The 14,182-nt window shown below is 69.8% G+C and carries 10 protein-coding genes; 8 read left to right on the top strand and 2 right to left on the bottom strand.

All coding sequences use genetic code 11. The features are described from left to right. The first annotated feature begins 306 nt into the window (after window positions 1-306). The 7 genes from OG729_RS01400 to OG729_RS01370 all read left to right on the top strand — a co-directional run bounded on the left by OG729_RS01400 (window position 307) and on the right by OG729_RS01370 (window position 9,174). Window positions 307-1,080 (top strand): aquaporin, encoded by a 774-nt coding sequence (locus OG729_RS01400; RefSeq protein ID WP_360869696.1) that lies wholly within the window; start codon window positions 307-309, stop codon window positions 1,078-1,080. Then, a complete protein-coding gene (gene dhaK / locus OG729_RS01395) occupies window positions 1,077-2,075 on the top strand; it encodes a dihydroxyacetone kinase subunit DhaK (protein WP_405803713.1) in 999 nt (332 codons plus the stop codon). The genes OG729_RS01400 and dhaK (OG729_RS01395) overlap by 4 nt, the downstream gene beginning before the upstream one ends. 128 nt (window positions 2,076-2,203) lie before the next feature. After that, window positions 2,204-2,845, top strand: a complete 642-nt coding sequence (dhaL, locus tag OG729_RS01390; protein ID WP_405803711.1) for a dihydroxyacetone kinase subunit DhaL — start codon at window positions 2,204-2,206, stop codon at window positions 2,843-2,845. After that, window positions 2,842-4,527, top strand: coding sequence for a phosphoenolpyruvate--protein phosphotransferase (locus OG729_RS01385; protein WP_405803709.1), 1,686 nt, complete (start codon window positions 2,842-2,844; stop codon window positions 4,525-4,527). The genes dhaL (OG729_RS01390) and OG729_RS01385 overlap by 4 nt, the downstream gene beginning before the upstream one ends. A gap of 165 nt (window positions 4,528-4,692) precedes the next feature. Beyond that, complete coding sequence (gene dhaK / locus OG729_RS01380) at window positions 4,693-5,685, top strand: dihydroxyacetone kinase subunit DhaK (RefSeq protein ID WP_405803707.1); 993 nt, start codon at window positions 4,693-4,695, stop codon at window positions 5,683-5,685. A gap of 40 nt (window positions 5,686-5,725) precedes the next feature. Then, complete coding sequence (dhaL, locus tag OG729_RS01375; protein WP_405803705.1) at window positions 5,726-6,400, top strand: dihydroxyacetone kinase subunit DhaL; 675 nt, start codon at window positions 5,726-5,728, stop codon at window positions 6,398-6,400. Between the two features lie 695 nt (window positions 6,401-7,095). Then, entirely contained in the window at window positions 7,096-9,174 is a 2,079-nt protein-coding gene (locus OG729_RS01370; protein WP_405803703.1) for a nitrate- and nitrite sensing domain-containing protein, read from the top strand. Between the two features lie 629 nt (window positions 9,175-9,803). Here OG729_RS01370 and OG729_RS01365 read toward each other — a convergent pair. After that, a complete protein-coding gene (locus OG729_RS01365; RefSeq protein WP_405803701.1) occupies window positions 9,804-10,481 on the bottom strand; it encodes a response regulator in 678 nt (225 codons plus the stop codon). Beyond that, window positions 10,478-11,692 (bottom strand): sensor histidine kinase, encoded by a 1,215-nt coding sequence (locus tag OG729_RS01360; RefSeq protein ID WP_405803699.1) that lies wholly within the window; start codon window positions 11,690-11,692, stop codon window positions 10,478-10,480. The genes OG729_RS01365 and OG729_RS01360 overlap by 4 nt, the downstream gene beginning before the upstream one ends. A gap of 285 nt (window positions 11,693-11,977) precedes the next feature. Here OG729_RS01360 and OG729_RS01355 point away from each other — a divergent pair, with 285 nt between their 5' ends. Further along, entirely contained in the window at window positions 11,978-14,158 is a 2,181-nt protein-coding gene (locus OG729_RS01355; protein WP_405803698.1) for an MMPL family transporter, read from the top strand. Window positions 14,159-14,182 lie beyond the last annotated feature (24 nt).

Raw genomic sequence — 14,182 nt, 5'->3', positions numbered from 1 at the left:
CGGCGTCCACGCTCCCGCCACCTGCCCCTCCGCCCAGGCCCCTCGGCACGTCGCCGTGGGGCCTTCTTCGTGTCCGCGGTGCCCGATAGCCGCCGGACCTCTTGACAGGCGTGAAACGCGGGCTTAACTTCCGGAACAACGTTCATCCATAGTGAACGACTTCCGGATTCCGCTGGTTATCCGGTTTCCCCTGAGCCGGCCGCCAGGTTGCCCGACCCTGACCACCTGGCGGCCACCTCCCTTCATAGCCCGCTTCGCGCGGAGGAGGTGAGACGCCCAACGCGCCGCTCGGCGCTGGGCGCCATCATGGAAGAGAACACTTACCCTCAGAAACTTCTCGCCGAGATGCTGGGCACCGCGGTGCTGGTGTTCATCGGCGTCGGTTCGGTCCCCGCCACGCTCATCGTCGGCGGTGATGCCCCGTTCACCATGGCGCAGCTGGGAATGATCTCGCTCGCGTTCGCCACGGCAGTCATCGCCATGGTCTACGCGATCGGCCATATCTCCGGCTGTCAGATCAATCCGGCCATCACCCTGGCGCTGGCCGCCACGAAGAAGATGCCCTGGCGGGACGTCCCTGGCTACATCGCGGCGCAGGTGGCCGGGGCGGTGCTGGGCGCGCTTGCGATCGTCGGGGTGCTGGGGAAGAAGGCGGTCGACGTCGGCCTCGGTATTGCCGCCTACGGCACGGGTGTCGGCGCCGGTCAGGCCTTCTTCGCCGAAGCCATCGGCACGTTCATCCTCGCCTTCGTCGTCTTCGGGGCCATCGACCGGCGCGCGGCCGGCGGCTTCGCCGGTCTGGCCATCGGCCTCGGCGTGTTCGCGATCATCATTCCGGTGGCGCCCGCCACCGCCGCGTCCATCAACCCGGCCAGGACGCTCGGCCCGATGATCACCGGCGAGCTGTTCGACGGCACGGTCCACTGGGACCAGCTGCCTGTCTACCTGGCCGCCGAGGTGATCGGCGCGGTTGCCGCCGGCGTCCTTTACACCGCTCTCAATGCTCACCGCAAGGCAGCCGCCGCAACCGGGGCCGAGAACCGGGTCGTTGAGCCCGCCACCGAAGGAGTCCTGTCGTGAAGAAGCTCATCAACGCCCCCGAGGCGGTGCTGGATGAGGCCCTGGGCGGGATCGCCGCCGCCCACGGGGATCTGAAGGTCGACGCGGAGAACAAGGTGATCGCCCGGGCAGGCGGCACCAGGCCGGGCAAGGTGGCCCTCATCTCCGGCGGTGGTTCCGGGCACGAGCCGCTGCACGGCGGTTTCGTGGGCCTGGGCATGCTGGACGCGGCCTGTCCGGGGGAGGTGTTCACCTCGCCCGTACCCGGTCAGATGCTTGCCGCGGCCCAGGCCGTCGACGGCGGTGCGGGCGTGCTGTTCATCGTGAAGAACTACACCGGCGACGTCCTCAACTTCCAGATGGCCGCCGAACTGGCCAGTGAGGAAGGCATCACGGTCGAGACCGTCCTGGTCGACGACGACGTCGCGGTCCAGGACTCCACCTGGACCGCCGGGCGCCGGGGCACCGGAGCCACCGTCTTCGTCGAGAAGATCGCCGGGGCTCTCGCCGAACAGGGCGCCGGCCTCGCCGCGGTGGCGGAGATGGGCAAGCGGGTCAACGCCGCCTCCCGGTCCTTCGCCGTCGCGCTGACCGCCTGCACCACCCCCGCTTCGGGCAAGCCCGGCTTCGACCTGCCCGAGGACGAGATCGAGGTCGGCGTCGGCATCCACGGCGAACCCGGACGCAGCAGGGAAAAGCTCCGGTCGGCCAAGGAGATCGTGGCCACCGCCCTGGACGCCATCCTCGCCGATCAGCCGCTGGCCGCCGGGGACGAGACCATCGTCATGGTCAACGGCCTGGGCGGCACGCCGCTCATCGAGTTGTATGTGGCCTTCAACGAGGTCGCGGCCGCCCTGACTGACAAGGGCATCGTCATCGCCCGCAACCTCGTCGGCAACTACATCACCAGCCTGGACATGGCTGGTGCTTCCATCACCGTGTGCAAGGCCGACGCCGACATGCTGTCCCTGTGGGACGCACCCGTGAACACCCCCGCCCTGCGCTGGGGCGCCTGAACCGAGCCGGGGGCGGGGCCGCGCGATACGCGAGGGCCGGGCGGGCGCCTTCCCGCGCCAGCTCACCCGGCCCCCGCATCCGCCCCCGCCCCCGGCTCACCCAACCGTGAACCCGCCCCCCACCGACCATGAACGGAGACTCCGTGGACACCGACCTCGCCCGCACCTGGGTGCAGGCCATCGCCGCCGCCGTGGACCAGCACAAGGACCACCTCACCCAGCTCGACTCGGCCATCGGCGACGCCGACCACGGCACCAACATGAAGCGCGGCTTCCTCGCCGTCACCACGGCCCTGGCCGACTACGAGCCGGACACCGTCGCGGCCGTGCTGGTCAAAACGGGCAGCACCCTCATCTCCCGCGTCGGGGGAGCCTCCGGCCCCCTGTACGGCGGTGCCTTCCGCGCCATGGGCAAGGCCCTTGAAACACCCACCGCCGACACACAGCAGTTCGCCACCGCACTCGCCGCCGGCCTGGAAAGCATCCAAAAGCTCGGCGCGGCCGCACCCGGCGACAAAACGATGATCGACGCCTACGCCCCCGCGCTGGCCGCCTTCCAGCAACACGCCGACGCCGGAGCCGACTTCGCCGCCGCGGCCCTGGCCGCCGCCGACGCTGCCGAAGAGGGCAGGCGCGCGACCACCCCCATGCAGGCACGCAAGGGCCGCGCCTCCTACCTCGGCGCCCGCAGCATCGGGCATCAGGACCCGGGAGCCACCTCCACGGCCCTGATCTTCCGCGCCCTCGCCGAGACGGTGGAGGCCCGATGACCCGCCGCGCATACACCGGTCAGGCTGCCTCAGACGGTGTCGCCCTGGGGTTCTTCCATCGCACCGACCGCCCGCTTACCCGCACCGCGCTTCCCCACCGCACCAGTGGCGACGCTGCGGGCCAGATCACCGAAGCCTTCGACGCCGTCGCCGCCCGCCTGCTCGACCTGTCCAACTCGCTGCGTGAACGGGGCAAGGACGAAGAGGCCGACATCATGGAGGTCAACGGCTATATCGCGCAGGACCACGATCTGCGCGAACAGGCGATCAAGCGAGCGCACCAAGGGCAGCCGGCAGCCATCGCCGTCCGGCAGGCCATCGACACCTACGCCCGGACCATCGCCGCACTGGACGACCCCACCCTCGCCGAACGCGCCGCCGACGTACGGCAAGTCGGCCGCCGCGTCCTGGCCCACCTGCACGGCGACGCCGGCCCCGCACCCGACCGGCCCCTCGTCCTGATCGCCCACGAGATAGGCGCAGCGGACCTGCTGGAACCCGGCCAGACAGTGACCGGCGCCGTCTCCGTCGCCGGCGGCCCCAACTCCCACGCCGCGATCGTCGCCCGCTCACAGGGCATCCCCCTCCTACTGGCCGTCGACCCCGCCCTGCTCGACCTGCCGGACGGGCAGGAAATCCTCCTCGACACCGACCAGGCCACCGCCGTCGCCCACCCCGACGACGACGAACGCGCGAGAGCGCTGCACGCGATGGACGCCGCCCGCACCCGCCGCCTTGCCCTCGCCGAAGAGCGCCACCTGCCCGCCCAGACACTGGACCACCACCGTGTGGTGCTGCGGGCCAACGTGGCGACCCCGGCCGAGGCCCGAGGGGCTCTGGCCGCCAACGCCGACGGCGTCGGCCTGCTCCGCACCGAGCTGCCCTTCCTCAACCACCCTGCCTGGCCGACCCGCAACCAGCACGCGGCCACCCTCGTCCCGGTGCTGCGCGCACTCGCCGGACAGACCGTCACCGCCCGCACCCTCGATTTCGCCGACGACAAACTCCCGCCGTTCCTCGCCAAAGTCCGCCAGGGCCAGCGGCTGGGCCGCGGCCTGCCCCTCATGCTCGCCCAACCCGATGCTTTCGCCGATCAGTTCCGCAGTCTGCTCAGCGCCGGAGCCGACACCGACCTGCGCATCATGATCCCCATGGTCGCCGGCATCGACGAACTGCGCGCCTGCCGACGCCTTCTCCAGGTCGCAGCCGACGAAGCCAGTGTCCCGGCCCCGCCTCTGGGCATCATGGTGGAACTCCCCGAAGCCGTCGCCGCAGCCGACGACCTCGCCCGCGAAGCCGCCTTCCTCTCCATCGGCAGCAACGACCTCACCTGCCAGATCCTGGGCCTGGACCGGCGCGACCCCACCGCCACCCCCGCCATGGCGGCACACCCCGCCGTCCTGGGCGCCATCGCCCAAGTCGTCACCGCCGCCCACCGCCACCACCGCCACGTCTCCGTCTGCGGCGACGCCGCCGCACACCCCCTCGTCACCCCCCTCCTCATCGGCCTCGGCTGCGACACCCTCTCCGTCGCACCAGCCGCCCTCGACGAAGTACGCGCCCGCATCCGCCGCCTGCGCCACGACACCTGCGCCTCCCTGGCGGCCATCGCCCTCACCCGCGAAACCCCCGAAGAGGTCTGGCGACTCGTCGAGCAGTGCTGCCTGCCGTCGCTGCCCTGACCCCAGCCGTGCACATGGCGCAATCCGTCGAGCCTGGGCAGGTCCGACCGGACCGGCCGTCAAAGAACCTGTGTGACACCCAAGGTGACGCCACGACAAATCCTGCTCATCAACACCATTCATGGATTTCTGCTGATGTTCTCATCCACGAGAAGGGCCTGAACCGTGAAGAAGCTCATCAACTCGCCCGATGACGTGCTTGCCGATGCTCTCATCGGCGTGGCCGCCGCGCACCCCTCACTGACGGTCAACACGTCAGACCGCTACATCATCCGCGCGGGCGGGCCGACCGCTGGGAAGGTCGGCCTGGTATCAGGTGGCGGGTCCGGACACGAGCCGCTGCACGGCGGGTTCGTCGGGTACGGGATGCTGGATGCGGCCTGTCCCGGTGAGGTGTTCACATCTCCCGTGCCGGACCAGATCCTCGCCGCCACGCGGGCCGTTGACGGCGGTGCGGGGGTGCTGCACATCGTGAAGAACTACACCGGCGACGTGCTGAACTTCCAGATGGCCGCCGACTTGGCCGCCGACGACGGCGTGCGTGTGGAGGGCGTCGTGGTCAATGACGATGTCGCCGTGGAGAACAGTACGTGGACGGCCGGCCGACGGGGTACCGGGGCGACCGTGTTCTTGGAGAAGATCGTCGGTGCGGCTGCCGAGCTTGGCGCGGACCTGGCCTCGGCCGCGGCTTGGGGCCGGGAGGTCAACGACCGGTCCCGTTCGTTCGGGGTGGCGCTTACGTCGTGCACGGTGCCCGCGTCGGGCAAACCCGGTTTCGAGCTGGGCGAGGACGAGATCGAGCTGGGCGTCGGCATCCACGGCGAGCCCGGTCGCGCCCGCGGCAGGCTCGTCTCCGCCAAGGAGATCGTCGGTGTCGCGTTGGACGCCATCCACGCCGACATGCCGCTCTCGGGCGAAGTGCTCGTGATGGTCAACGGCCTGGGTGGCACCCCGCTTCTTGAGCTGTACGTGGTGTATGCCGCGGTTGCCGAGTGGCTCGCCGGCCACGGCGTATGGATCGCTCGCAACCTGGTCGGCAACTACATCACCAGCCTGGAGATGGCCGGTTGCACGATCACGGTGTGCCGACTCACGCCGCAGCTCACCTATCTGTGGGATGCCCCCGTCGAGACCCCCGCGCTCCGCTGGGGACGCTGAGCGGCCTCGGACACCGCGACGGACACCATGAGGGAGAAGGATGACCATGGACGCGAGCATGTTCCGGGCCTGGATCCATGAGGCGGCCCGATTGGTGGTCGAAAACGCCGATCATCTGACCCGCCTCGACTCCGCTATCGGCGACGCCGACCACGGCATCAACATGCGCCGCGGCCTGCAGGCGGCGGTGGCGATGCTGGACGAAACCAACCCGTCCACCCCCGGTGCGGTGCTCGCCACCGTCGGCCGGGCACTCATCAGCAAGACCGGCGGCGCCTCGGGACCGCTGTACGGCACCGGGTTCCGGCAGGCCGCAAGGACCCTGGGCGAGGATCCCGACGTGTCCGCGGCACAACTTGGGGCGGCGTTGGCGGCTGCCCTCACCGGTATCCAGCGGATCGGCGCGGCGCTCGAGGGCGACAAAACGATGATCGACGCCCTCAGTCCGGCCGTGAGCGCCTACCAGGCCGTCATCGACACTGGCGGCGACCTGACCAACGCCACCCGCGTGGCATCCGACGCCGCCGTGCGGGGCCTGAAGCAGACCGTCGGCATGCAGGCCCGGAAAGGCCGCGCGAGTTATCTCGGCGCCCGCACCATCGGTCACGAGGACCCCGGCGCGGCGTCGACCGTGCTCATTCTGTCTGCTCTCGCGACCGTCAGCTCGGCGGGCGAGCGGAGGAGCGAGCGGCCAGGCCCAGGGGCGGCGTCATGAGGGCGGTATCCAACCGGTGGGCCGACGCCGAAGGGGTTTTTGGCACGGCCCTCGCGGCGTTATGACGGGTTGAGCGACCGCGACCGGCTTTCGTCCCCGGTCCTCGACCGCCTGCCCCTCGTTCCTACACGGCGATGAGGACGAGCCGCAGCGACTCGGGATCGGTCGTGGTCCTGTCGGTCAGGCGCTGGCGGGCGCGGACAGCAACCTCTCTTGCATGTCCGGATGGCCCACGGCGCCGAGAGCGACCTCGCCGCCGGACCGGCCGAACTCGCCGGCGATGCCAGGCCCCACCCACCGACGGGCACAGACGACGTCGGATGGCGAAAAGCCCGGAGACGACGCGTAGTTCGCTGCCCCAGGCACCTGCCAGGGGACGCACGAGGCCATGGCCTCATTCAGCGACGTCACGACAAGCGCACTCGCGCGATGACAGCAGCGTCCGCAATGCGCGCCGCGCCCCTCAATCGCGCACGTTCAATGGCGGGGAGAAGGTGCGAAGGCAAGTGCAAACACAACCCGCGGTGCATCGCCACCGCACGGAACCGGTGCAGATACCTCAGGCGAGAGGCAACGGTTCCGACAACGGCACTACCGAGCCCGGCAATTCCGATCCGGGCCCCGCGCGTACAGGTGAAGGGCGTCGCCCGTACCGGGGCAGCAACCAGAAGCCGTTCGCCCCGAGTAACTGGAGTGTGCGCACCCAGCTGCTGGCTGTGGTGCTCATCCCGATCATCACCGCGCTCGTACTCGGCGGTCTGCGGATCGGCTCGGCCGTGCAGAACGCCCAGGACATCGACAACGTCCGTCAGCTCGTCCGTCTCGTCGACAAGGGCACGGGGCTGTTGGAGGAGCTTGAGGACGAACGCGATCTCACCGCGCTCTACATTGCGGCCGGGCGTACGGGCGACACGAGCCGGCTGGACACTCAGCGCCCCCAGGTCGACGCGGCGCTCGCCCGGGTCCGTGCCGAGGCCGTCCATGTCCCCCGCGGGACGAACCCCGTCCTGGCCACTCGGCTCGCGGTGCTCGACGCCTTGGGCGGGCCGGTGGCGTCACTGCGCGACACGGTAGACCACTCGAAAATGCGCTTGCTGTCCGTGGTCAACGCATACACCGCGTTGATCGCTGAGCTCACGGACGCCCTTGACCTTCTCACGCCGGACATTGCCCACCAGACCCTTGCCGTGAGGGCCGGTGCGCTCGAGACGTTCACACGGGCCACGGAGGCAGCCTCCCGGCAACGCGCGCTGCTCGGCGGGGTGCTGGCCCAGGGACACTTCGATTCGAACGAAGCCCAGGGCATGACCCTCGCCGGCCGGCAGCAACAGGCGTTGATCCGCGAGTTCCGGGCCGGTGCGCCGCTGGCGCAGCGTCAGTTCTACGAGCGCACCGTCACCGGAAGGGATGTCGACAGGGCTGAGGTGCTCCAGAAACAGGTACTCGCCCGGCAGGGCACCAGCCGCCTCCGCCTCGACGCCGGTGAGTCGTTCGACACCATGACGAGCAAGCTCGAGCTGATGCGTCTGGTCGAGAAGCGGCTCGTCGGATCGGTCGAAGACGAGAGCTCGCGCGAGCAGCATCAGGCCGAGCGCTCAGTGCTCATCGTCTCGCTCGTCGTGCTGTTGATCCTCCTGCTCACGTTCGGTGTGACGCACGTCGTCATGCGGTCGATTGTTGGCCCGCTGCACACCCTGCGCGCCTCCGCGCTCGATATCACGGAACGCCGCCTGCCCGAGGTGGTCCAGCTGTTGCGGGGCTCCAGCGATGCGCAACTGGAGGCCATCAAGGTCGAGCCCACGGGCATCAACTCGGCCGACGAGATCGGCCGTGTCGCCCACGCTTTCGACGACGTCCATCGCGACTCCGTACGGCTGGCGTTCGAGCAAGCGCAGCTGCGAGGCCGCATCAACGCGATGTTCGTCAACCTCTCGCAGCGCAGCCAGACCCTGGTGGAGCGGCAGCTGGAGCTGATCGACCATCTGGAGAACGGCGAGCAGGATCCCGACCTGCTCGCCAGCCTCTTCAAGCTCGACCACCTGGCCACCCGCATGCGCCGCAATGGGGAGAATCTACTCGTCCTCGCGGGCGAGAAGGCGGGCCGCCGCTGGAGCGCACCAGTCCGGCTCGTGGACGTCCTCCGGGCCGCCACCAGTGAGATCGAGCAGTACCAGCGTGTGCAGCTACGCGGACTGGTAACCGCGGACGTCGACGGCCGGGCAGTGAACGACATCGTTCACCTCATCGCGGAGCTGCTGGAGAACGCGGCCGCGTTCTCCTCGCCGGACACCGAGGTGCTCGTCACGAGTCAGCTGCAGTCCGGCGGCGGTGCGAAAGTCGAAATCCAGGACAGCGGCATCGGCATGACCGCCCAGGACCTTGAGGAGGCCAACGAGAGGCTACTGAACCCGCCAGTAGTCGACGTGTCGGTGGCGCGGCGCATGGGTGTGTTCGTCGTCGGCCAGCTCTCCGGCCGCCACGGCATACGCGTCCAGCTCCGCAGGTCATCCCCCCGCGGCATCACAGCAGTGGTCATGCTGCCTCAGAAGTTGGTCCGGGAACACGGAGATCACATGGATCCTCCCGGACTGTCAGCCAGGTACAACCCGGAAGGACGCCTTACCGGCTGGCGCAACTACGACACGCCCGAGCAACTCGACGAGAGCGCGCTGGCCAAACGCGCGTACCGGTCGCGCCGTCACGGCGCGCGCTCGGCCGGCAAGGAGCATCGGTCAACGCCGTCTTCGGCGAACCGATCGTCCGCGGGGGCGTGACCGTCATCCCGGTGGCCGAGGCCGGCTTCGGCTTCGGCGGCGGAGCGGGCCGCGAGACCGGTCCCGCCAAGACCGGCGAGGTCGGTGGAGGCGGCGTCGAGCGCGCCGCCCAGTGCGCCGCCGGTGTCCGGCGCGTTTGCAGCAGCGGGGAGAGCAGTGCATTGGCGAGGCAGGATGTTCGACTCCGGCCGTCCAGTACGTCCCGCACTCCGGGCAACTGGACGTCCGGCCGGCCTGCACCGCCTCGGTTCTCGCCCGCGTCCGCCGCCTCCGCCGCCAGTGCCACGAGCGGCACATAGACGAGCAGAACACCGCCGTCGCCTTCGCCGACGACATCAGCGGACCGCCGCACCTATGGCAGAGCCGCGGCCCCAAATCGCGGTCGTCTGCGGCCACGAACAGCCGCAGCCGGGGGACACCGTCTCTGCACATGCAGGAACCATACGATCAGCGGCAACTCGTACCCAGCCACCGCTTCCGGCTCATCCTCCAATCCAGCACAAGCGACAAGCGTCTGTGCCCGCGCCGCCGACCACGACCTGGACCGCGTGGTCATGCAGCCGTGCATGCGGCCACCAGGGGCAGTCCGGGTCCGGCGCGCAGAGGGGATCTTCGAGGGCGCGCCCCCTTCAGTGCCCCACGTCGTGGTCGCCGGCTTCGACGAGTCCGCTCTCGTACGCGAAGATCACGATCTGGATGCGATCGCGCAGACCGAGCTTGGTGAGGATGCTCGACACGTGCGATTTGACGGTGGCGGCGCCGATGAAGTGCTCCTTGGCGATCTCGGAGTTGCTGGCCCCCCGAGCGACGGTGACCAGTATCTCGCGCTCCCGGTCGGTGAGTCGCTCCAGGCGGCCGGCAACTGCCGTGTTGACGGTGCGGTGCTCGGCGAACCGGTCGATGAGGCGCCGAGTGATCGATGGCGCGAGCAGCGCCCCGCCTTCGGCCACGGTGCGCACAGCGGTGGCGAGTTGTTCCGGAGGGGTGTCCTTGAGCACGAAGGCGCTTGCGCCGGCGCGCAGTGCCTCGTAGACGTACTCGTCCGGGTCGAACGTGGTCAGGATCAACACCCGGACGACCCAGTCCGCCTCCTCCAGAATCCGGGAGGTCGCCTCGAGGCCGTCCATCTCGGGCATGCGGATGTCCATGAGGATCACGTCCGGACGATGCCGGCGCGCTGCCTCGATCGCCTCGCGCCCGGTCCCGGCCTCGGCCACGACCTCGATGTCGTCGTGGATCCGCAGAATCATCGCGAAGCCTCTGCGGACCAGCGCCTGGTCGTCGACGACGACGACACGGATGCTCACGCGGGCTCCTCCCCGGTGGGCAGATGGGCAGCCACCCGGAATCCACCATCGGGACCCGCCCCCGCTTCGAGGCTGCCGCCCAGCAGGAGTGCTCTCTCGCGCATGCCGACGATCCCGTGGCCTGCCGCTTTTCCGCGGGATGCGCCCGGCATGGACTGGACGGCGGCACCGCGGCCGTTGTCGAGCACCTCGACGGTGATGCCGCCCTTGTCGCCGCGCAGGTGCACCTCGGTGTGCGTGCGCGGTCCGCTGTGCTTGATCACGTTGGTCAGCGCCTCTTGGACGATGCGGTACGCCGACAGTTCCACGCGGGCCGGAAGGGGAGCCCGGATGCCGTCGGTGATGGAGACGTCCAGACCGGCCTCCCGGACCTGTTCCACGAGCCGGGGAAGATCGGCCAGGCCGGGTTGGGGCCCCAGCCCGTCGCGCTCCGCCTCCGGCCGCAGCACTCCCAGCAGATGTCGCAACTCGTCCAGCGCCTGGCGCCCGGCTTCTTCCACCGCTGCCATCGCTTCCACGGCAGCCTGAGGATCGTCGGCGGCCACCATCCGGGCCGCACCCGCCTGCACCGTCATCATGCTCACCCTGTGGGCGACCACGTCGTGCAGTTCACGAGCGATGTGGGTGCGCTCCTCGGCGACGATCCGCCGTGCCTCGGCGGCCTGCTCCTGGCGGAGCTGCGCGGCACGCTCGGCGCGCAGCCGCAAACGTCGACCGACGTACCAGGCCCCGAACATGACCAGGGCTCCGAAGCCGATCTCCCCCCAGGGGACGGGGTCGAGGCGGCCGTCGACGATCACCACGACGACGGCCACCACGACGCCGACGCGGCCCCGCCAGCCGTCTGCGGCGTACCGCCCGGTGCTGTACAGCGCGATGATCGCGAACCCGCCCAGGTCGGAGTAGCCGCTTCCCAGCGTCAGGGCCCACGCGACCATGGCGACACCCAGGACCGCGATGGGGCGGCGCCGGCGCCAGTAGAGGGCCGCGGCGGCCACCGCGAACAGCAGCAGGGCAGGGAGTGGGACGTCGGTGATCGAGCGGACGGCGACCGCATCGCCCGGTCCGTCCTCCAGGAACACCGTGGCCAAGAGCACGGCGATCGCGAGGACGGCGTCCGCGACCCGTGGCCAGCGGACGAACGGGCCGCGGAACCTGCCCGGCGCGCTGCGGCCCAGCGTCTCGGAAGGCAGCGCCGTGCGGTTCATCATCGCTCCCGGAATGGCGTCGGTGCCCTGGCGTAGTCATCAGCTGCACCAGGCGAGCCATCGTAATTCCAGGTCGGAAGCACAGTCACCCACCTGCAGGCGGACACGGGCCTCCGCCGCCAGGGGGAGGCGCCGCCTGGTTCGCCCCGCCCCGCGCCGGAGCGTCGAACCCCTCCGGCGGCGGGGGACAGCACCGGTGCCGGCACCGACGATGGGACCGCTCACCACTCCTGCCCTCAATGCGCTGCAGACGCACGGGTGGCAGCCATCTCACTGGAGCAGGCAACCATGAACCGATTCACCCGTCGCATCGGCGCAGCGAGCGCCCGCCGACCATGGGTCACGATCACCGCATGGGCGGTAGCCCTCCTCTTTGTGCTGCCCCTGGCCGGCACGGTCGGAGGCTCCTTCGTCGACGACCTCGTCGCTCCCGGCAGTCAGAGTGAAAGGGCGATGGAACTGCTCAAGAGGCGCTTCCCCGAAGCGTCCGGTGGCAGTGCCATGGCCGTGTTCGCCGCGCCCGAGGGGGAGCGACTCGAGCGCCACCAGCCAGCCATCGCCGCAGCCGTTGCCCGGATCGCCGACGTCGAGCACGTCGCCACCGTGACCGATCCCTTCACTGCCGGCACCGTGTCGTCCGACGGGCGTATCGGTTTCGCCGAGATGACTTTCGACGTGCCCGCGATGGACGTGGATCCCGAGCAACTCGAGGCCTTGGCCGACGCGATAGAACCTGCACGCGGGGACGGCGTTGCCGCCGAGCTGGGCGGTGATGCCATCTTCATCAACGCCGAGACGGAGACGACGGGTACGGAGGCAGGCGGCCTGCTGGCTGCGCTGGTCGTGCTGGTCGTCGCATTCGGCACCATCGTGGCCGCACTGATCCCGATCGCCCTCGCTCTGGTGGCCGTCGCCGCAGGTCTGAGCGGCATTGTGCTGCTGGCCAACACGATGGACGTCTCCACCGCGGCGCCGACGATCGGTGCCATGATCGGGCTGGGTGTGGGTATCGACTACGCCTTGTTCATCGTGGCCCGCTACCGCGAGAACCGTGCCGCCGGGCAGGACAACCCCAACGCGCTGGCGAACGCCATGGGATCGTCGGGCGCAGCCGTCCTGTTCGCCGGCGGCACCGTCGTCGTCGCGATGGCCGCACTCGCGCTCACCGGTGTGGGCTTCCTGGCCTCGATCGGCCTGAGCACCTCGCTGGTTGTGCTCTTCGCGGTGGGGACCGCTCTTACGCTGCTGCCGGCGCTGCTCTCGCTCCTGGGCGAGCGCATCGACACCGGACGCCTCGTGGGCCGCAGGCGTCGTGTGAAGCGGGCCGGCCGTGTGAAGCGGGCTGAGGACACGGCGTGGTGGCGCTTTGCCCACCGCGTGTCGGGGCGGCCATGGCCGTACCTGATCGTTGCCACGGTGGCGCTCCTGGCGCTGGCCGCTCCAGCGCTGCGCATGGAGACGGGCTTCCCCGACGCGGGCAACGACTCGACCACCACCACCCACCGTCGCGCCTACGACCTGCTGGCGGAGGGCTTCGGCCCGGGCTTCAACGCCCCGCTGCTGATCGTCGCCGATCTGCGCAGCCCCGGTGTGGACGCCCGGGCGATCCCCGCGCTGTCCCGGCGCATCGCTGCCGACCCCGGCATCGCCATGGTCGGCGAGCCACGGACGTCGCCCGCCGGCGACATCGTCGTCCTGCCCACGCTGCCCACCACCGCCCCCGCCGACGCCGAAACCTCCGAGACCCTCCAGCGCGTCCGCGACCTCGTCCCCGACAACGTCGCTGTGTCCGGCCTGACCGCCATGACCGAGGACCTCACCCAGCAGCTCTCCGACACCCTGCCGGTCTTCATCAGCGCAATCCTGGCGGCGTCCTTCCTGCTGCTGATGCTGGTGTTCCGCTCCATCGCAGTGCCGCTGAAGGCCGCCATGGTGAACCTGCTGTCAATCGGCGGGGCCTATGGCGTCGTGGTCGCTGTCTTCCAGTGGGGCTGGCTCAAGGACCTGTTCGGCCTGGAGAACACATTCCCGATCGTCTCGCCCTTGCCGACGATCTTCTTCGCGGTCCTCTTCGGCCTGTCCATGGACTACGAGGTGTTCCTGCTCTCGCGTGTCCGTGAGGAGTACGACGCCACGGGCGACACCGTCGAGTCGGTGGCGCGCGGCATGGCGGCCACAGGCCGTGTGATCACCTCAGCCGCACTGATCATGACGGTCGTGTTCTTGGGCTTCGTCGCCAATCCCTCACCGCTCACCAAGATGATGGGCTTGGGCCTGGCAACCGCGATCATGCTCGACGCGACGATCGTACGGATGGTGATCGTGCCTGCCGCCATGGCACTGATGGGGCAGGCGAATTGGTGGCTGCCCCATTGGCTCGGTGGTCGGCCGCCTCGCATCCGTGTGGAGAGCGCTGACGCCCCACATGAACCCGCCCCGGTGCTCACCAACACGCCCGGGAGCAGCTGATGCGACAGTCCCGTGCCGCCGCTG

The organism is Streptomyces sp. NBC_00210, from assembly GCF_045160975.1.
In the GTDB taxonomy this organism is placed as follows: Bacteria; Actinomycetota; Actinomycetes; order Streptomycetales; family Streptomycetaceae; genus Streptomyces.
The sequence above is the reverse complement of the archived record's forward strand: the minus strand, read 5'-3'. Positions and strand labels throughout refer to the sequence as shown.